Below are 19,355 nucleotides of genomic sequence, written 5' to 3' on the forward strand. Positions count from 1 at the left end.
ATAGCTAACCGCTTTTTTATTATCAAATCGTATTAAGCGATAACCCCGTTTGCGTACTTCGGATGGTCTGTTATGAAACTACAGCAGCTTCGTTATATCGTCGAGGTGGTGAATCACAACCTCAACGTCTCTTCCACGGCGGAAGGGCTCTATACCTCTCAGCCTGGCATCAGTAAACAAGTCCGCATGCTGGAAGATGAGCTCGGCATACAAATCTTCGCCCGCAGCGGCAAACATCTCACTCAGGTGACGCCCGCCGGGCAGGAAATCATCCGCATTGCGCGTGAAGTATTGTCCAAAGTTGACGCAATTAAATCGGTGGCGGGGGAACACACCTGGCCGGATAAGGGCTCGCTGTATGTAGCTACCACGCATACCCAGGCGCGGTATGCCCTGCCGAATGTGATTAAAGGGTTTATCGAACGCTATCCGCGCGTTTCATTGCACATGCACCAGGGATCGCCAACGCAGATTGCAGAAGCGGTTTCTAAAGGCAATGCTGATTTCGCCATCGCCACTGAAGCGCTGCATCTTTACGATGATTTGGTGATGTTACCGTGCTACCACTGGAATCGCTCGATCGTGGTGACACCCGATCATCCGCTGGCGTCTAAGCAGTCCGTCAGTATTGATGAGCTGGCGCAATATCCACTGGTGACTTACACCTTTGGCTTCACCGGACGTTCAGAGCTCGACACGGCGTTTAATCGAGCAGGATTGACGCCACGAATCGTTTTCACCGCGACAGATGCAGACGTTATCAAAACGTATGTCAGACTCGGGCTGGGAGTAGGGGTTATTGCCAGCATGGCGGTGGATCCGATTTCCGATCCGGACCTTGTTAAACTGGATGCTCACGAAATCTTCAGCCACAGCACCACAAAAATAGGTTTCCGTCGCAGCACGTTCCTGCGCAGCTATATGTATGATTTTATTCAGCGCTTCGCGCCACATTTAACGCGCGATGTGGTCGATGCCGCCGTGGCGTTGCGTTCTAATGAAGATATAGAAGCGATGTTTAAAGATATTAAGTTGCCGCAGAAATAATGCCGTAGGGTATCTTATCGCCCGAAAAGATACCCATAATGTCTCCTAAAGCCAAATTAGAATTATCTTCATCTTTGATACAATCACCTTCCCGGGTGATTGCCTTCACAATTTTAAACCCGACACTGTCACTATTTAGCGACAAAAATAGAAACTAAATTGCCGCTCTGCAAATTTATTACTTCAATAATTTATTTCGGGTCAAAAGATTAAATATTTCTTTGGAATTGGTGAGTAAATTCACTGGATTTTCGGCTAAAGTTCTTTTAGGATTTGTCTCATCTCATGATTAATTACACCGATTGTTGGTACCCAAAATGATAAGTGATGTCGATTGTACGAGGTTAGCAATGCCATCAGGAAGTGAAGAGCCGCAAAGGGACCCTGAGCTTAAGCGTAAAGCCTGGCTGGCGGTATTTCTTGGCTCTGCCGTGTTTTGGGCAGTCGTCGCGTTATTGATCTGGAAATTCTGGGGTTAAAATGGCTATAGCGGGTCGATTCGAACCGGTTAAGCAAGTATGTCAACTGCATGACACACCAGCTAAAGCGAAAAAGAAACCTGTGACCTCTATTCCGGCTTCCTGGAAGCTGACGCCGCAGCAACAAGCTTTTATTGATGCCTTCTCTGAAGACGACATCAAAAAACAATAAAAATATCATCAGAATAAACGTGGGAAATTATCCCGGCTATTCATTGATGCGTTCTTTTGTACTCTTTAATTAATACACGGCATAAATGAATTGAGTAATGACTCAGTTTTAATGAATAGATTTTCTGGTAATAAATTTATGAGTAATGATTGCGGAATGAAATACTGGTCGTGGTTAGCTGCTTTTTCTGTTTCCATTCTTTTCTGGGGACAGATTGTCTGGGCTGCCCTTCGCTAATGAATTGAAAAACCTCGCATCAGCGAGGTTTTTTTATTTCCCTTCTCCTGAAAGATTTTCCCTTTTGTAGCAATTTTGGTTGTTATCAAAACGTTACGATATGTTTGTGTTATCTTTAATACAGACCCTGAAGAGCATCAGGGTAAGCAATCCCTGTCATTAAGGAGGAGCACATGTCGTCAACCCTACGCGAAGCCAGTAAGGACACGTTGCAGGCAGAGAACAAAACTTATCACTACTACAGCTTGCCGCTGGCCGCTAAACAACTTGGGGATATCGCACGGTTACCCAAGTCGCTAAAAGTTTTACTCGAAAATCTCCTGCGCTGGCAGGACGAAGAATCTGTCACTGAAGAAGATATCCGTGCTCTGGCCGGTTGGCTCGACAATGCGCACGCCGATCGCGAAATCGCTTATCGCCCTGCAAGGGTCCTGATGCAGGACTTTACCGGTGTTCCCGCCGTCGTTGACTTAGCGGCGATGCGTGAAGCGGTGAAACGTCTTGGTGGCGATACCGCTAAAGTGAACCCGCTATCCCCGGTCGATCTGGTGATTGACCACTCTGTGACCGTTGATCACTTCGGTGATGATGACGCCTTCGAAGAGAACGTCCGTCTTGAAATGGAACGTAACCATGAGCGTTATGCTTTCCTGCGCTGGGGCCAGCAGGCGTTTAGCCGTTTCAGCGTGGTGCCGCCGGGAACAGGAATATGCCACCAGGTAAATCTCGAATACCTCGGCAAAGCGGTCTGGAGCGAATTGCAGGGCAAAGAGTGGGTTGCCTATCCTGACACGCTTGTCGGCACTGACTCTCACACCACCATGATTAATGGCCTCGGTGTATTGGGCTGGGGCGTGGGCGGGATTGAAGCCGAAGCGGCGATGCTCGGGCAGCCGGTCTCTATGCTGATCCCTGATGTTGTCGGTTTTAAACTGAGCGGTAAATTGCGGGAAGGGATCACGGCAACCGATCTGGTGCTGACGGTCACGCAAATGCTGCGCAAACACGGCGTTGTCGGTAAATTTGTTGAGTTTTACGGCGATGGCCTTGATTCGCTGCCGCTTGCCGACCGCGCCACCATTGCCAATATGGCCCCGGAATATGGCGCAACCTGCGGCTTTTTCCCTATCGATGGCGTGACGCTCGATTATATGCGCCTGAGTGGCCGTAGCGAAGAGCAAGTCGCGTTGGTGGAGGCTTATGCGAAAGCTCAAGGTATGTGGCGTAACCCGGGCGATGAACCCGTCTTTACCAGCACACTTGAACTGAACATGCACGACGTCGAAGCGAGCCTCGCCGGGCCAAAACGCCCTCAGGATCGGGTCGCGCTGAGCGATGTGCCTAAAGCCTTTGCAGCCAGCTCAGAACTTGAACTGAACACGGCGCAGAAAGATCGCAAACCGGTCGAGTACGTGCTGAACGGGCAGAAATATGCATTGCCGGACGGTGCGGTAGTGATTTCTGCGATCACTTCTTGTACTAACACATCAAACCCCAGTGTGTTGATGGCCGCCGGGCTGCTGGCCAAAAAAGCGGTCACCGCCGGGCTCAAACGTCAGCCATGGGTGAAAGCATCGCTGGCGCCTGGTTCGAAAGTGGTTTCTGACTATCTGGCGCAGGCGCGATTAACGCCTTACCTGGATGAACTGGGTTTTAACCTTGTCGGTTACGGTTGTACTACCTGTATCGGTAACTCTGGACCGTTACCTGAGCCTATTGAACAGGCGATCCGTGAAGGCGATCTTACCGTTGGTGCGGTGCTTTCAGGCAACCGCAATTTCGAAGGACGTATTCACCCCCTGGTAAAAACGAACTGGCTTGCTTCACCGCCGCTGGTGGTGGCTTATGCGCTGGCGGGCAATATGAATATCAACCTCGCCACTGACCCGCTCGGTCATGACCGGAAGGGCGATCCGGTCTATTTGAAAGATATCTGGCCAACAAGTAGTGAGATCGCCCGTGCGGTTGAGCAAGTCTCAACTGAAATGTTCCGCAAGGAGTATGCCGAGGTGTTTGAAGGCACGCCGGAGTGGAAGGCGATTGAGGTTGAGCACTCCGATACGTATAGCTGGCAGAATGACTCGACTTACATCCGGTTATCGCCATTCTTTGAAGATATGCAGGCGCAGCCAAAACCGGTGGAAGATATTCATGGGGCGCGGATCCTGGCGATGCTGGGTGATTCGGTCACGACCGACCATATTTCGCCAGCAGGCAGTATCAAAGCGGACAGTCCGGCGGGCCGGTATCTGCAAAGCCATGGCGTCGAGCGCCGGGATTTTAACTCCTATGGTTCGCGACGTGGCAATCATGAAGTAATGATGCGCGGGACATTCGCCAATATCCGTATTCGCAACGAAATGGTGCCGGGCGTTGAAGGCGGCATGACGCGTCATCTGCCGGGCAGCGAAGTGGTCTCTATTTATGATGCCGCGGTACGCTACCAGCAAGAGGGTACGCCGCTGGCGGTGATTGCCGGCAAAGAGTATGGTTCAGGCTCCAGCCGCGACTGGGCGGCAAAAGGGCCGCGCTTGTTGGGAGTTCGGGTGGTAATTGCTGAATCTTTCGAGCGTATTCACCGTTCCAACCTGATTGGTATGGGGATCCTGCCGCTTGAGTTCCCACAAGGCGTGACGCGAAAAACGCTGGCTTTGACGGGGGAGGAAAAGCTGGACGTTGTCGATCTGCAAAATATCACGCCCGGTGGAACCTTATCGGTGACATTAACCCGCGCCGATGGCAAGCAGGAGACGCTGGCGTGCCGCTGTCGCATTGATACCTCGACAGAGCTGACCTATTACCGCAACGATGGCATTCTGCATTACGTGATCCGTAATATGTTGAATTAAAACAAAGGCCTGCATCTGCAGGCCTGTTTCATCACCGATGGGGCGCTTATTTCAGCAGGTGCCCCATTTTTTCTGCTTTGGTATCGAGATAGTGCGCGTTTTTCGGGTTACGCCCGACGATCAGCGGTACGCGTTCTACAATATTGATTCCTGCCTCGGTAAGGATCTCAACTTTTTTTGGATTATTGGTCAGCAGACGAACTTCGTCTACCGCCAGCAATTTAAACATATCCGCGCAAAGCGTGAAGTCGCGCTCATCGGCAGCAAAACCCAACTGATGGTTCGCTTCAACGGTGTCATAGCCCTGATCCTGCAACGCATACGCGCGAATTTTATTCAGCAAACCGATGTTACGGCCTTCCTGGCGATGATAAAGCAGTACGCCGCGTCCTTCTTCTGCAATGTGATTGAGCGCCGCTTCAAGCTGAAAACCGCAATCACAGCGCAGGCTGAACAAGGCATCGCCGGTCAGACACTCGGAGTGAACGCGCGCAAGGACGGGCAGTTGCCCGGAAATATCACCGAAAACAAGAGCGACATGATCCTGCCCGGTTGCCAGTTCTTCAAAACCCACCATCAGGAAGTCGCCCCATGGGGTTGGCAGTTTGGCTTCTGCCACACGTTTAAGTTGCATGTGAATCTCCGGATTTTTAGTGGTGCACTGCGCACCTTTAGCCTGTTGGCCTTCTGTATAACCTCATTTTGCCACAATGCATTACGCATCGCCTACAGATGACCCACGCATTGCCGTTTAAACGCACAAATGCGTAGGTTTCAGCGGAAATGTTATTTTTCAGTTATATTGGTTCGCGAAATCAGAAGGAGAAAAGATGCTTTCCATTGCAATGCGAACAACAGCAGGTGCGGCGATTTTATTGATAATGCCGCTGATAATGTGGATTTCCGGCTGGAACTGGGAGCCGGGGCAAACCCGCTGGTGGCTGCATTTTTTATACTGGTTAACAGAAACCGTTACCCAACCGTGGGGAATTATCACGCATGTCGTGTTGTGCGCGTGGTTTCTCTGGTGCCTGCGTTTTCGCCTCAAGGCTGCGGTGATGCTGTTCGTTATTCTTGGCTGCGCGATTCTGGCAGGACAGGGGGTTAAATCTTTTGTCAAAGAGCGTGTGCAGGAGCCGCGACCTTTCGTCCTGTGGCTGGAAAAAACGCACGATGTTCAGGCCGAACAGTTCTACACTTTGAAACGTAAGGACCGGGGAGAGTTAGTGAAAAAACAGCTCTCCAGCCAGCATGATATTCCTGGGTTTTTACGTAAACACTGGCAAAAAGAGACGGGTTTCGCATTTCCCTCCGGACATACCATGTTTGCCGCAAGTTGGGCATTATTAGCCGTGGGGCTGCTGTGGCCACGCAGACGCACATGGACGATTGCTGTGCTGCTTGTGTGGGCGACAGGCGTGATGGGGAGCCGGCTGCTGTTAGGCATGCACTGGCCGCGCGATTTGGTGGTTGCGACGTTGATATCCTGGCTGCTTGTGACGCTGGCGACCTGGCTTGCCCAGCGTATTTGCGGCCCGCTCACGCCGCCTGCGGAAGAAGTACCGGAAATTATTGCTCGCGATCAAGAGGGTTGATTTCCGCTGTTTCGCCCGCAAATCAGAATTTAACATCATGCATTTCCATTTCGCGCCGGGCGCTAAAATGGTAGTTTATAGGGCTGAATGCAGTCGTTGCATATAAATTCATCGCTCGGCAGCACATAACGGGACGTAATGTGAAATATTTACTCATTTTCTTACTGGTGTTAGCGATTTTTGTTGTGTCTATTACCCTTGGCGCGCAAAACGATCAGCAAGTCACATTCAACTATTTGCTCGCACAGGGTGAATACAGGATTTCCACGCTGCTGGCCGTGCTGTTTGCTGCTGGTTTTATTATCGGCTGGCTGATTTGTGGCCTTTTCTGGCTACGCGTTCGCGTTTCTCTGGCGCGCGCCGAACGTAAAATCAAACGTCTTGAGCACCAGCTTACTCCTGCCACAACTGTTACGGTTGCAACCGGCGCAACGGCAGTGAAGGAATAATATTTTATGCTGGAGTTGTTGTTTCTGTTGTTACCTGTCGCGGCTGCCTATGGCTGGTATATGGGGCGCAGAAATGCTCAACAGACGAAACAGGATGAGGCTAACCGGCTGTCACGTGAATACGTCGCCGGGGTTAACCTTTTACTGAGTAATCAGCAAGATAAAGCGGTTGATCTGTTCCTCGATATGTTGAAAGAGGACACCGGGACCGTTGAAGCGCACCTCACTCTCGGCAACCTTTTCCGCTCGCGCGGTGAGGTTGACCGTGCAATCCGTATTCATCAGACATTGATGGAAAGCGCGTCCCTCTCGTACGACCAGCGCCTGCTGGCGGTGCAGCAACTTGGCCGCGACTACATGGCAGCCGGCATGTACGATCGCGCGGAAGATATGTTTAACCAATTGGTGGATGAAACCGATTTTCGGATCGGTGCGCTCCAGCAATTGCTGCAAATTTATCAGGCGACCAGTGAGTGGCAAAAAGCCATCGATGTCGCTGAGCGGCTAGTGAAACTCGGCAAAGATAAGCAGCGGGGCGAAATCGCGCATTTCTACTGTGAGCTGGCGTTGCAGCAGATGGGCAACGAAGAGATGGGGCGGGCGATGGCATTGCTGAAAAAAGGCGCTGCCGCCGATCGTGACAGCCCGCGCGTCTCTATCATGATGGGCCGTGTGTTTATGGCCGATGGCGATTATGCAAAAGCGGTGGAAAGCCTGTTACGCGTTATCGATCAGGATAAAGAACTCGTCAGCGAAACGCTGGAAATGCTGCAAACCTGCTATCAGCAATTGGGTAAAAATGACGAATGGGCAGCATTTTTACAGCGTTGCGTGGAAGAGAACACCGGTGCGACTGCCGAATTGATGTTGGCAGATATTATGGAGCGCCGCGATGGGCCTGACGCGGCGCAGAGTTATGTTACGCGACAACTGCAGCGGCATCCCACCATGCGCGTTTTCCATAAGCTAATGGATTACCACCTCAACGAAGCCGAAGAGGGGCGCGCCAAAGAGAGCCTGATGGTGCTGCGTGAAATGGTGGGCGAGCAGGTGCGTAGTAAACCCCGTTATCGCTGCCATAAATGTGGATTCACCGCGTTTACCATGTACTGGCATTGTCCGTCTTGCCGGGCGTGGTCGACCGTTAAACCGATTCGCGGCCTGGATGGCCAGTAATTTTTAAAAACATCATCATTAGTTACAACATACTAATGATGTTTTTTTGACTATGCAGCATCTGCGCTGGTCTTCGCTTAGCAGCAAAAAAATCGAACCTGTTATTTCTACGCACTCGCGGGTAGAATGCTCGCCGTTTATTCTTCTCGCGCCTGAGCGGGTGCCCTCATTTCAGAAGGTCTGATCATGACGTCTACTGTTTTATCGACTTCCCGCACCGTTACTGCTTCCCCGATTGTAGTAGCACTTGATTACGATAACCGCGACACGGCCATGGCGTTTGTTGACCGTATCGATCCGCGTGACTGCCGCCTGAAAGTTGGCAAAGAGATGTTCACCTTATTCGGCCCGCAGCTGGTGCGCGATCTGCAACAGCGCGGTTTCGATATTTTTCTCGATTTGAAATTCCATGACATTCCCAACACGACAGCGCATGCGGTGAAAGCGGCGGCAGATTTAGGTGTCTGGATGGTGAATGTGCATGCTTCTGGCGGCGCGCGGATGATGACGGCTGCGAAAGAGGCGATGCTCGCATTTGGCAAAGATGCGCCGTTACTGATTGCCGTCACCGTATTGACCAGCATGGAAGCGAGTGATTTACAGGATCTTGGCATCAACGCATCGCCTGCAGAGCATGCGGAGCACCTGGCTCGTCTTACGCAGCAATGTGGCCTTGATGGCGTTGTTTGCTCCGCCCAGGAAGCTGTCCGTTTTAAAAACGCATTAGGCAAAGCATTCAAACTGGTCACGCCGGGCATTCGCCCGGTCGGCAGCGAATCTGGCGATCAGCGTCGCATCATGACGCCGGAACAGGCGCTTGCGGCAGGCGTAGACTATATGGTGATTGGCCGTCCGGTTACGCAGTCTGCCGACCCGGCGAAAACCCTTAAAGCAATTAATGCATCGCTGGGTATGGGGGAATAATGAAAGACGACAACAGCCGTCTGGTCTACTCGACCGAAACCGGGCGCATTGACGAGCCAAAAGAGCAACATACACGTCCGAAAGGTGATGGTGTTGTACGTATCCAGCGCCAGACCAGCGGCCGCAAAGGCAAAGGCGTGTGCCTGATAACCGGCATTGATGAAGATGATGAAGCACTGGCTAAGCTGGCCGCAGAATTAAAGAAAAAATGCGGCTGCGGTGGTTCGGTGAAAGAGGGCGTCATTGAGATCCAGGGCGACAAACGTGATTTACTCAAATCATTGCTGGAAGCCAAAGGGATGAAAGTGAAATTAGCGGGTGGTTAAACCTGAATACAGAAAGGCCGCGGTTATTACCGCGGCCTTATTATTTACACTGTGAAACGTAGACCTGAAAAAGAAAGTATTATTTTTTATTGTCGCCGTTTAAATGACCAATTACTTACCAACCTGGTGACCGATGATACCGCCGACAGCTGCACCACCCAGCGTACCGAGCGTGCTACCATCCGTCAGCACAGCACCACCAAGCGCACCCGCACCCGCACCGATTGCGGTATTACGATCGCGTTTAGACCAGTGACCACAAGCGCTCAGAGACATTGCCAGGGTAACTGCCAGTACTGCTGCGGCCATTTTTTTGCTTGTTAACATCATCATACTTTCTCCTGAATAATCGATTCACGGAAGAATGTTCTCTTTAAGTATAGTGCCTGTGAGCGGACCTAAAGATTCCCCGTGAAACCTTGCTGCGCAGGTGTAATTCAATCACGTCAGTGATAGTCACTTCCTGTTATATCGCTAATAATAATTTTACGCGCAGACCGGTAACAAGACAGGTAAATAGTCTTAATCGAAACGTCAGAATAGTCTCAGATATGAGGGAGATAGCCCGCGCCGGCGGGCTAACAGGATTAGCGAAACCCGCCAGTGTTAACGATATCGACAATCAGGCCTTTTTGCTGCAGTTGAAGATGTGCTTCCGGCTTAAGGGCTGAATCGGTGATCACCCGCTGAAATCGTTCATCGGGGCCAAGCGTATAAGGATGGACTACGCCAAACTTGGAGCTATCGGTGAGCACAATCGCTTCGCTGCCTTTTTCCAGCACAGCATTGACCACGTCAGTACGCATCATGTCGCGCCCGGTAAAACCCGTTTCCGGTTGCCAGCCATCGATCCCGATAAAAGCTTTGCTGAAATGCACCTGCTGAATGTACTGGCGCGTCAGCGGGCCGACCATGCTTTCACTCTTTTTCTGATAAATGCCGCCAAGCAGGATCACTTCACATAACGCTTCTTTAAGCAGATGAGCTATATAGCTGCTCACAGTGATAATGGTGATATCACGCTGTTCGCCCAGTTTACGGGCGAGGAGGGCGTTACTGCTGCCATTTTCAATAAACACGGTTTCACCTGAACTCACCAGCGATGCTGCAAAATCAGCCAAATCACGCTTCACGGTGTAGTTGTTCATCATGCGTGTTTCTACATCGTCACTGTCCAGCGGCACAGCAAAACCATGCGTACGGCGCAAATAGCTTTGTTTTTCGAGCGTATTCAGATCCTGACGAATCGTGACTTCAGATACCCCGGTCATACGCGCGAGGTCTGTAACACTCATTTGGCCCTTGTCGATGACCGTCTGCAAAATAAGTTGTTGTCGGGAATTCATAGCCACATATTTCGAATAATGGTTTGAAGAAAGGGAATCGCCAGTACGCGCGTCGCATTCCCGGCTGCCGCGTCATGGCGAAAATAAGGGTAGTTAAATTTCCCAGGGTGTTTTCGGCGCACCAGAAGAGGCCGCTTTATCGTTGTTATCGAGATCCAATAATTCCGCCTTCAAAATTTCCAGGTTACGAATGGCGGATTGGTAATCCCCCGCAACCAGAATATCCAGAACGGTATCTATCCGGCCGGCAAGGTGTTTCACGTCGATGTCTGCCATACCTTCACCTTTATGTCGAAAAACGAATGAATTCAATGATGCAGAAAACAGTTTAAAAAGAGAAGGAAAAAAAGGAAATCTCAAAAACTTATAAGCGCCAATTATATATTCATTACGCAACAAAGAGCTGGCTCTGGCGGTGGATTAGTCTTGCAGTGCGCGCAATGCGCTTTTATTACCGGAGGATAAAGCAATGACGATTATCAACCAGACCACCTGCAAACTGTTTACTGACGAAGAACGCTTTACGCAGCTTTCTGGCTATTACGAGGAGGAGCGCCGTACCGTGTGGATGATGCTGCGCGCCAGGCCAAGACCTTGCTTCAACCATGCGTTAATTGAGGAGATCATGAATATTTCCTGGCTTGTCCGACAAGCGGGATTTGCCGTTGATTTTTGGGTAACCGGATCGTTAGTCCCCGGCATGTTCAACACCGGCGGCGATCTACAATTTTTTGTTGATTGTATCAAGAATGGTCGACGCGAAGCCCTGCGCGCCTATGCCCGCGCCTGCGTGGATTGCGTTCACGCCGCGTCAAGAGGGTTTGACACGGGAGCCATCTCGCTGGCGATGGTCGAAGGCAGTGCGCTCGGAGGCGGTTTCGAAGCCGCGCTGGCGCACCATTTCGTGCTGGCGCAGCGCGACGCACGACTCGGTTTCCCGGAAATCGCCTTCAATCTTTTTCCCGGTATGGGCGCGTACTCACTGGTGGCGCGTCGTTCGGGAATGAAACTGGCGGAAGAGCTGATCTACAAAGGGGAGTCGCACGCGGCAGAGTGGTATGAAGCGCAAGGGCTGGTGGATGTCTCTTTCGAATCCGGGCAGGGGTTCCTTGCGACACGTACCTTTATCGATACCCTGCAACCCCGGTTAAACGGTGTGCGGGCAATGCTGCGCGCCCGCCAGCGCGTTTTGCAGTTACCGCGCAGTGAACTGATGGACATTACCGAAGACTGGGTGGACTCGGCTTTCTGTTTGCAACCGAAAGATATTGCTTATATGGAACGTTTAGTCCTGTTACAGGATCGCCACGCTGCGGTGGCACTGAAAGCGGGCTAACGCGATTTACGTGCCTGATAACGCCTGAACCACCGCTCGAATACGGCAGCGGGCATTGGTTTGGCAAATAAAAAACCCTGCCGTTCATTGACGCCATTCTTTGTAAGAAAGGCGTCTTCTTTTGCATTCTCCACACCTTCAGCAATCACCTGCAAATTAAGCGCTTGTGCGACGGCGACAATCGCCCGCACCAGTGATTGCGATATTGGCTGCTTATGGACTTCACGGACAAAAGATTGATCGAGTTTGATAGCGTCCAGCGGAAAACGCGCCAGTTGTGACAGGGACGAGTAACCTGTGCCGAAGTCATCAAGATGCACCTGCGCGCCCAGCGCACTGAATTGCTGAATAACCGACAACGCCAGCTCCTCGTTTTCAATCAAGCAGCTCTCGGTCAGCTCCACATCAATTGGGCAATATTCAAATTTAAGATCCAGCAGCGCTTGTTTCAGATCGCTGAAAATTGTCTGATCCGCCAGTTGGCGCGCAGAGACGTTTACCGCTACGCGCACAAATATGCCTTTGTCGCGCCATTTCGCCACTTGCCGCACCACATCCAGCATGACCCAGCGCCCCAGCGGCACAATCAAACCTGACTCTTCAGCATAGGAGATAAAGTCCAGCGGCGGGATCAGGCCGCGCTCCGGCGATTGCCAGCGGACCAGCGCTTCAAGGCTGCGCACTTCGCCGCGCCAGGTGATCTTGGGCTGGTAATGAATCACCAGTTGCTCTTTTTCCAGCGCTTTACGCAGATTGGTATCGAGCCATAAATATTCAAATACGCGTTGATTCATTTCCGGCGAGAAGACGCAAAACTTGCCGCGGCCACTCTCTTTAGCGGTATACATCGCCGTGTCGGCGTTGCGGATCACGCTTTCCCGGTCATTACCGTGCTGCGGAGCCAGCGAAATGCCCAGCGAACAGCCGGTGTAAACTTCAATAAGGCCGATACGGAAAGGCTGGCGTAAACGGGTCAGAATGCGCGATGCCATCGCTTCCAGCAGGCTCTGTGAAGTGTCTGTTGCCAGTACGATAAACTCATCGCCGCCGAGCCTTGCAAGCACCTGGCCTTCGTCCAGACAACTCAATATGGCCAGCGCGACCGCCTGCAAGAGTTGATCGCCGAACATATGCCCATAGGCATCATTCACTTTTTTAAAATTATCCAGATCAAGATAGACAATGCCGACCTGCGTTTCCCCGCGCGCGCTTATCGCATCGCTAATTAACTCATGAATAGCGTTGCGATTGGGTAAACCCGTCACCGTATCGGTGTTGGCGAGAACCCGCAAACGCTCTTGCGCACGCCGCTCTTCGGTAATATCCGTACCGGAGCAGATGAGGTAAATTTCATTTTTACCGCTGCCGCTGTGAACAAACTTATTGCGAAACAGAAATAAACGCTGGCCTTTACGGGTTTTAACCCAGCGTTCCACTTCATATGGCCTACCGTCACGGAAAAAACCGCTGATATTACGTTTTGAAGCCACCGCTTCGCTGCGGCTCATAAACAGTTTAAAAACGTTTTGCCCGATGACCTCTTGCTCTTTCATGCCGGTGTATTCTTCGCTCAGGCGATTAAAACGCTGAATATTCCCGTGCTTATCGAGGATCACAATCACTGAATTCGCTTCGGAAACAACTTGCTCTGCGAAGGAGAGGCCTTGCACCAGATCGCGGGCTACTGACTTGGTATCGTGCCAGGCCGATGCGCTACCCGCCCAGGCTTTGCGGGATATTTTCCTGCCGACAAGGTGCACGGCAACGTCCTCGCCGAATAAAGAGAGATGCATCGTGAGGCTGGACGTGATGACCGTCATTTCGCGGATCCGCGCTGCTTGCTCGTCGCTCAGCGCAACAACCTGGCTGACATCGGCGTTTTCGTCCGGAGCAAAGTGCAGTGCGTTACTGTCGGCGGTTAAACGCCAAAAGGGGCTTGTCGAACCCAGATAGCGAAACAGCAGGTTCTGTTCCTGAAAGTCTTTCATGCAATCTCCCAACCCACATAAAAGCGCAACGGGTACACAATTTATTGACGGATAACCGCCTTTTTAAAGGGGGTAATCAGGCATGAACGTGTTGTTTCTTCTTGGAATGTTTTGTTAAAACCCGGCCTGGTAGCGAAAAAATATCTGTAATAAATAGCATAAAGCCGCAGTAAACAAACAGTTGCCTGAGGTTTTATTGTGGCCGTTTTTGCAGGATTGTGTGAAGAATTCAGAAAAAAATGCGCGTGGCATCGCAACAGAAATTTGGCGCTTCCCAGGGCTGGAAAGCGCCATGATTAAAAAACGTTACAGCACCGGGCGGGCAATAACGCTGCGGGTTTCCATACGGACTTCCGCAATCGTGACATCAATAACGTCGGTCACTTTAAAGACGATTTCACCTTTAATTTGCACGGTGCCATTTTCCTGGCTGCACACCAGCTCGTCGCGCACGGCATGAATAAACGGAGCCGGAATAAAGGCAACGGCACCATTATCCACCAGCCGTACGCGCATACCGCCGCGGCTGACATCAATAATTTCTGCCGCGAAACGGGTATCGGTACCGGCTTTGTTTTGCAGGAAACGGGCGTAGAGCCAGTCGCCGACATCGCGTTCCGCCATGCGGTTCAGGCGACGGCGCTCAGACATTTGCACCGTGGCATCGTCCTGTGGGCGCTTCGGCGTTTCGCCTTTGATAATCGCTTTCAGCAGGCGATGGTTGATCATGTCGCCGTACTTACGGATAGGCGAGGTCCAGGTCGCGTACGCTTCCAGGCCAAGACCAAAATGCGGGCCAGGTTCAACGCTGATTTCCGCGAAAGACTGGAAGCGGCGAATGCGGCTATCGAGGAAGCCTGAAGGCTGCGCATCCAGCTCGCGACGCAATTTGCAGAAACCTTCCAGCGTCAGCACTTCTTCGGCATCAACATGCATACCGTGCGTTTTCAGCATCGCGGCCAGTTGTTCGCTGTTCGCCGGGTCGAAACCAAGGTGCACGTTATAAATGCCAAAGCCGAGCTTGTCGCGCAGTACGCGTGCAGCGCAGATATTGGCGGCAATCATTGACTCTTCAACAATGCGGTTAGCAATGCGGCGTGGCTCGGCAACGATATCCAGCACTTCGCCTTTCTCGCCAAGTACAAAGCGGTAATCCGGACGGTCTTTAAATACCAGCGCGTGGTTCTGGCGCCATTGGGCGCGCAGCTGGCTGACGCGCTGCAGCAGACGGATCTGCGCCGCGATGGCATCGTTTGTTGGCTGCCAGTTACCGGTGTTTTCCAGCCAGTCGGAGACATCGTCATAAGCCAGTTTGGCTTTCGACTCAATGGTCGCCGCGAAAAATTCGATATTGTCTTTGATAGCGCCGTCTGCATCCAGCGTCATCCGACAAACCAGCGCCGGACGCACTTCGTTGGCGCGCAGAGAGCAAAGATCGTCAGACAGCTCGCGCGGCAGCATAGGGATATTGAAACCCGGCAGATAGTTGGTGAAAGCGCGGATCTTCGCAGCCTCATCAAGCTTGCTGCCTTCGGCAATCCAGGCCGTAGGATCGGCAATTGCCACGGTCAGTTGCAGTTCGCCTTCAGCGGTCTGCGCAACATACAGCGCATCGTCCATATCTTCGGTGCTGGCGCTGTCGATGGTGACAAAATCCAGCGCGGTTAAATCCACACGCTGCAAGCCGTCATCCAGCATTTCGGTCCCCACGCCATTTGGCGCTTCTTTTTCCAGATTGTGGCGCGCCAGGGTGACCCACCACGGCACAAAGTGGTCTTCAGCGAAGGTGATAAACTGCGTCAGTTCAGCGTAGAAACCGCGATCGCCTTTCAGCGGATGGCGACGCATTTCAGCGACGGCCCAGTCGCCCTCTTTGAAATCATGCTCAACGCCACGGGCGGCGCGGCAGGGGATAGCATCTTTTAGCAACGGATGATCCGGCACGATAGAGAGACGATCGTCTTTCTTTTGCACTTTGCCAACAAAACGGGTCAAGAACGGCTCGACCAGCTCTTCAGGCTCCGCGCTTTCACGGTCTTTATCGCTGTGGATGACGGCAATAATCTTGTCGCCGTGCATCACTTTCTTCATCTGCGGTGGCGGAATGAAGTAGCTTTTTTGCGCGTCGACTTCCAGAAATCCAAAGCCTTTTTCAGTGCCTTTTACAACACCTTCCGCACGCGGAGTTTGGGAATGAAGTTGCTGTTTAAGCTGCGCTAGCAGCGGGTTGTCCTGGAGCATAATTATGTATTTTCGTGGCTAAAAGAGCGGCTGACAGTTTTACGCGATTCTTCCTGCTGCGGCAAGCGCTGTTTCAGCAAAATCATGCTGCGCAACCAGTGGCAAGAGCACTTACGCTGCTCTATACCCGCCTGCGGCTACACGCTTTGCCCGAGGGCGATATGCAGCCGGTTTAACCAGCCATTTAGCGCACAAGCGACAAGCAAGCTCATTGCCGCCTGGCGGCTGTAGCCATGCTCCTCAAGCTGTAAAAATTGCGCGGGGCTGAACCTGTCCGGCGCGCAGGTAAGCATCTGAACGGCTTGCACCAGAGCGCTCTCTTTGTTTTTCCCTGCCAGCACACGATTGAGCTCGCGGCTGCCGGCGCGCAGCGCCTGCGCCAGTAACTCATCGTCACTGCCACGTTGCACTTGTTGGGTAAAACAGCTCGTGCTGCCGTTGAGGCGCGCGGTGTAGGCCGCCACCAGCCAGCTCTGCTGTTTATTGGGGCTGATTTTAGCCACCTGTTCGCTCATTTCGCCAAGCTCATTGAGCAGCAGATGTTCATGGGCCAACAAGGGGGCAAGCAGGCGTAGTTCCGGCAGCGGTTGCCAGCGCGCAAGTGACTCCATTTGCGGCGCATTTGCAGTACGTAAATCGACACTATCAATACCGGGTTGCCATTCAGTGGCGGTATCGCTAAAAAGCGCGGCGTCCGCTTCTTGCTGGGTTTCCATACCGGGTATAAACCGCACCGGTTGGCCGAGCGATGCCTGCAGGGCGGCGACAACGCGCGCCTGGAAAGCAACAAAGCCGATAATCTGATTGATGATCACCAGGTCATACAGCGTTAATCCTACGTCTTCTAATTGTTGTCGCGCACGTGCGTCAATAACCGAGGGAGAGGCGGCAAGCTGCCGCGCATGTTGGGTAATTTGCGCCAGTCGGTAGTTGCTTTCCCGTGACGAGTCCGGGCCGGATAACGGTGCCAGCCGCGCGGCGTAGTGATTGCATAACCGTTGAACGCCGAAAACCTGCGCCGCCGTAAGGGCGGTGCTGAGGCGATCATAGGCGCTGAAAGTGCGTAAACGGCTGGTGTTTACACGCTGCGGAAATAGCAGGGCATAGATTTTTCGTGCGGACGAAACAATGCCTTCAAGGTCGGTTTTTTGTTTCTCCGGCAGGGCGAGGTCGAGCAGAAAAGGGTCGTTTACTGTGGCCGCTTCGGGAACTAACGGTAGCGCATGTGCCCGGCTGGCACTCGACTGGGTCTCATGATACCAGTGGCTTTTGCCTTCAATCCGGCGTTGTTCCATGGTCGTTCCTTGGTCTGAAAGTGGCGATCCGGATACGACGGCATATCATTGTCGCCGGATCTTTTTTGCTGCTTAATCCTGGCGTAATGACGGAGAGGGATGAAAGATTGTTAGGTGATAATAAATATCAGAATGGCATATCGAAAAACGCCCCTTCAGAAGAAGGGGCGGTGGGGATTATTTAATTTCCAGCTCGTTCATGGCGGCGATATTGAAGCCACCGTCAACATGAACCACTTCACCGGAGATACCGGCAGAGAGATCGGAGCACAGGAACGCGGCGGAGTTACCGACGTCCTCAATGGTCACAGTGCGGCGAATCGGGGTAACCGCTTCGCAATGTGCCAGCATTTTACGGAAATCTTTAATGCCAGAGGCGGCCAGTGTGCGGATCGGACCGGCGGAGATACCGTTGACACGCACGCCTTCCGGACCCATCGCGTTCGCCATATAGCGGACGTTTGCTTCCAGAGAAGCTTTTGCCAGACCCATTACGTTGTAGTTCGGGATCGCACGCTCAGCGCCCAGATAAGAGAGCGTCAGCAGCGCTGAACCCGGATTCAGCATTTCGCGGCAGGCTTTCGCCATCGCCACAAAGCTGTAGGAGCTGATGTCGTGGGCGATTTTAAAGCCTTCGCGGGTTACCGCGTTCACGTAGTCGCCATCCAGCTGATCGCCCGGTGCGAAACCAATGGAGTGAACGAAACCGTCAAACTTCGGCCAGCTTTTCGCCAGGTCGGTGAACAGGGCGTCGATGCTTTCATCTTTAGCGACATCACATTCCAGAACGATGCTGGAACCCAGCTGGGCGGCAAACTCTTCAACGCGGCCTTTCAGCTTGTCGTTCTGGTAGGTGAATGCCAGCTCAGCGCCTTCGCGGTGCATAGCCTGTGCGATGCCGTATGCGATGGACAGTTTGCTGGCGACGCCAGTAACCAGAATGCGCTTACCGGAAAGAAAACCCATAGCTCTAATCCTTATATTCATTGTTGTGGCGAGCGCCATTATATGGGGCGATCGTCGTTAAAACGCGGCGATTCTATCATGAGTCGCCGGATGAGTTAATCCGACCACTGAAACTATTGAATCAGCGGTCTTTTCGCCAGGCATCGGCTGTTAACGCTTCGCCAAAATGCCCGGCAATTAAACGTTTTGTTAAATCGTGCAGCGGCGAGGCGAGCACATCGGCGGTGCTGCCGCGCTCGACGACTTCACCCTGATGCATAACCAAAACCTGATCGCTGATATGTTTCATCATGCCGATGTGCTGGGTGACATAAATATAAGAGATACCCTGTTTTTCCTGTAATTCCAGCATCAGATTAATTAACTGCGAACGCATCGACATATCCAGCGACGCCAGCGCTTCGTCAGCAATAATCACTTTCGGACGCAGGATTAACGCCCGCGCCAGCCCCAGGCGTTGTTTTTGCCCCGGTGCCAGCATATAGGGGTAATAACTGACATGATCCGGCAACAGGCCGACCATGCGCAGCGTTTCAAGAATGCGCTTCTGGCGGACTTCCGGCTCAAGATCCGTATTCAGGCGCAACGGGAAATCAAGGATTTGCGACAGTCGCTGGCGCGGGTTCAGCGAGGTGGTTGGGTCCTGGAAAATCATGCGAATGTGCTGGCTGCGAAACGTGTAATCGCCGTAATGCAACGGTTTATCATCTATCACCAGTTCGCCGGAAGACGGTTCGACCATTCCGGCCAGCATTTTCGCCAGCGTCGATTTACCGGAGCCGTTCTCACCAATAATCGCCAGCGTCTGTTTTTCCCGCAGGGTAAAGCTCAGCGGTTTAACCGCTTCAACCGTCTGGCGGCGGAACCAGCCGGTGCGATAACGGAAGGTTTTGCTCAGATTGCGCACTTCAAGCAAGGTTTCGACCATC

20 protein-coding genes are annotated in these 19,355 nt (G+C 52.3%); 11 read left to right on the forward strand and 9 right to left on the reverse strand.

Annotation, left to right across the window (positions count from 1 at the left end; genetic code table 11):
* Window positions 1–72 precede the first annotated feature (72 nt).
* The 5 genes from cysB (at window position 73) to acnA (ending at window position 4,784) form a co-directional block, all read left to right on the forward strand.
* The gene (cysB, locus tag H650_RS01240) at window positions 73–1,047 is read left to right on the forward strand and encodes an HTH-type transcriptional regulator CysB (RefSeq protein ID WP_016495871.1); all 975 of its coding nucleotides are present in this window, start codon (window positions 73–75) and stop codon (window positions 1,045–1,047) included.
* A 317-nt stretch (window positions 1,048–1,364) separates the two neighbouring features.
* Complete coding sequence (locus H650_RS24290; RefSeq protein ID WP_082071763.1) at window positions 1,365–1,526, forward strand: YmiA family putative membrane protein; 162 nt, start codon at window positions 1,365–1,367, stop codon at window positions 1,524–1,526.
* A gap of 1 nt (window position 1,527) precedes the next feature.
* On the forward strand, window positions 1,528–1,698 hold the full coding sequence (locus tag H650_RS25610) for a YciX family protein (protein WP_016495872.1): 171 nt from the start codon (window positions 1,528–1,530) through the stop codon (window positions 1,696–1,698).
* Between the two features lie 138 nt (window positions 1,699–1,836).
* Window positions 1,837–1,935 carry a small membrane protein YmiC gene (gene ymiC, locus H650_RS25865; protein WP_228007861.1) on the forward strand — a complete coding sequence of 33 codons (99 nt, stop codon included), beginning with the start codon at window positions 1,837–1,839 and terminating at the stop codon, window positions 1,933–1,935.
* A 173-nt stretch (window positions 1,936–2,108) separates the two neighbouring features.
* On the forward strand, window positions 2,109–4,784 hold the full coding sequence (gene acnA, locus H650_RS01245) for an aconitate hydratase AcnA (protein ID WP_016495873.1): 2,676 nt from the start codon (window positions 2,109–2,111) through the stop codon (window positions 4,782–4,784).
* 46 nt (window positions 4,785–4,830) lie between these two features.
* Here the strand turns inward: acnA and ribA are convergent, their stop codons facing one another.
* A complete protein-coding gene (gene ribA / locus H650_RS01250) occupies window positions 4,831–5,418 on the reverse strand; it encodes a GTP cyclohydrolase II (protein WP_016495874.1) in 588 nt (195 codons plus the stop codon).
* A 196-nt stretch (window positions 5,419–5,614) separates the two neighbouring features.
* Between ribA and pgpB the strand changes: the two genes are divergently transcribed.
* The 5 genes from pgpB (at window position 5,615) to yciH (ending at window position 9,254) form a co-directional block, all read left to right on the forward strand.
* Window positions 5,615–6,379 carry a phosphatidylglycerophosphatase B gene (gene pgpB / locus H650_RS01255; RefSeq protein ID WP_016495875.1) on the forward strand — a complete coding sequence of 255 codons (765 nt, stop codon included), beginning with the start codon at window positions 5,615–5,617 and terminating at the stop codon, window positions 6,377–6,379.
* A 140-nt stretch (window positions 6,380–6,519) separates the two neighbouring features.
* The gene (locus H650_RS01260) at window positions 6,520–6,828 is read left to right on the forward strand and encodes a LapA family protein (RefSeq protein WP_016495876.1); all 309 of its coding nucleotides are present in this window, start codon (window positions 6,520–6,522) and stop codon (window positions 6,826–6,828) included.
* A 6-nt stretch (window positions 6,829–6,834) separates the two neighbouring features.
* Window positions 6,835–8,004 (forward strand): lipopolysaccharide assembly protein LapB, encoded by a 1,170-nt coding sequence (gene lapB, locus H650_RS01265; protein WP_016495877.1) that lies wholly within the window; start codon window positions 6,835–6,837, stop codon window positions 8,002–8,004.
* Window positions 8,005–8,190: 186 nt separating this feature from the next.
* Entirely contained in the window at window positions 8,191–8,928 is a 738-nt protein-coding gene (pyrF, locus tag H650_RS01270) for an orotidine-5'-phosphate decarboxylase (protein WP_016495878.1), read from the forward strand.
* Window positions 8,928–9,254, forward strand: coding sequence for a stress response translation initiation inhibitor YciH (yciH, locus tag H650_RS01275; RefSeq protein ID WP_016495879.1), 327 nt, complete (start codon window positions 8,928–8,930; stop codon window positions 9,252–9,254). Before pyrF ends, yciH begins: the two co-directional genes overlap by 1 nt.
* A gap of 111 nt (window positions 9,255–9,365) precedes the next feature.
* Here yciH and osmB read toward each other — a convergent pair whose 3' ends face one another.
* The 3 genes from osmB to yciZ all read right to left on the reverse strand — a co-directional run bounded on the left by osmB (window position 9,366) and on the right by yciZ (window position 10,876).
* The gene (osmB, locus tag H650_RS01280) at window positions 9,366–9,584 is read right to left on the reverse strand and encodes an osmotically-inducible lipoprotein OsmB (RefSeq protein ID WP_025263597.1); all 219 of its coding nucleotides are present in this window, start codon (window positions 9,582–9,584) and stop codon (window positions 9,366–9,368) included.
* A gap of 257 nt (window positions 9,585–9,841) precedes the next feature.
* The gene (yciT, locus tag H650_RS01285; RefSeq protein WP_044489347.1) at window positions 9,842–10,600 is read right to left on the reverse strand and encodes a DNA-binding transcriptional regulator YciT; all 759 of its coding nucleotides are present in this window, start codon (window positions 10,598–10,600) and stop codon (window positions 9,842–9,844) included.
* A gap of 93 nt (window positions 10,601–10,693) precedes the next feature.
* Window positions 10,694–10,876, reverse strand: coding sequence for a protein YciZ/DeoL (gene yciZ / locus H650_RS01290; protein ID WP_016495882.1), 183 nt, complete (start codon window positions 10,874–10,876; stop codon window positions 10,694–10,696).
* Between the two features lie 193 nt (window positions 10,877–11,069).
* On the opposite strand from yciZ, the gene H650_RS01295 reads away from it, so the two are divergent.
* Complete coding sequence (locus H650_RS01295; protein ID WP_016495883.1) at window positions 11,070–11,936, forward strand: crotonase/enoyl-CoA hydratase family protein; 867 nt, start codon at window positions 11,070–11,072, stop codon at window positions 11,934–11,936.
* On the opposite strand, the gene pdeR is transcribed toward H650_RS01295, so the two are convergent.
* The 5 genes from pdeR to sapF form a co-directional block, all read right to left on the reverse strand.
* Complete coding sequence (gene pdeR / locus H650_RS01300; protein WP_016495884.1) at window positions 11,933–13,924, reverse strand: cyclic di-GMP phosphodiesterase; 1,992 nt, start codon at window positions 13,922–13,924, stop codon at window positions 11,933–11,935. The two genes, H650_RS01295 and pdeR, sit on opposite strands and share 4 nt — an antisense overlap.
* A 306-nt stretch (window positions 13,925–14,230) precedes the next feature.
* Entirely contained in the window at window positions 14,231–16,165 is a 1,935-nt protein-coding gene (locus H650_RS01310) for an exoribonuclease II (protein WP_016495885.1), read from the reverse strand.
* 137 nt (window positions 16,166–16,302) lie between these two features.
* On the reverse strand, window positions 16,303–17,460 hold the full coding sequence (locus tag H650_RS01315; RefSeq protein WP_016495886.1) for a carboxymuconolactone decarboxylase family protein: 1,158 nt from the start codon (window positions 17,458–17,460) through the stop codon (window positions 16,303–16,305).
* A 177-nt stretch (window positions 17,461–17,637) separates the two neighbouring features.
* The gene (fabI, locus tag H650_RS01320; RefSeq protein ID WP_016495887.1) at window positions 17,638–18,426 is read right to left on the reverse strand and encodes an enoyl-ACP reductase FabI; all 789 of its coding nucleotides are present in this window, start codon (window positions 18,424–18,426) and stop codon (window positions 17,638–17,640) included.
* Window positions 18,427–18,547: 121 nt separating this feature from the next.
* Window positions 18,548–19,354, reverse strand: coding sequence for a putrescine export ABC transporter ATP-binding protein SapF (gene sapF, locus H650_RS01325; RefSeq protein WP_016495888.1), 807 nt, complete (start codon window positions 19,352–19,354; stop codon window positions 18,548–18,550).
* Between the last annotated feature and the right edge of the window lies 1 nt (window position 19,355).

The sequence above is a fragment of the Enterobacter sp. R4-368 genome (assembly GCF_000410515.1).
GTDB lineage: Bacteria > Pseudomonadota > Gammaproteobacteria > Enterobacterales > Enterobacteriaceae > Kosakonia.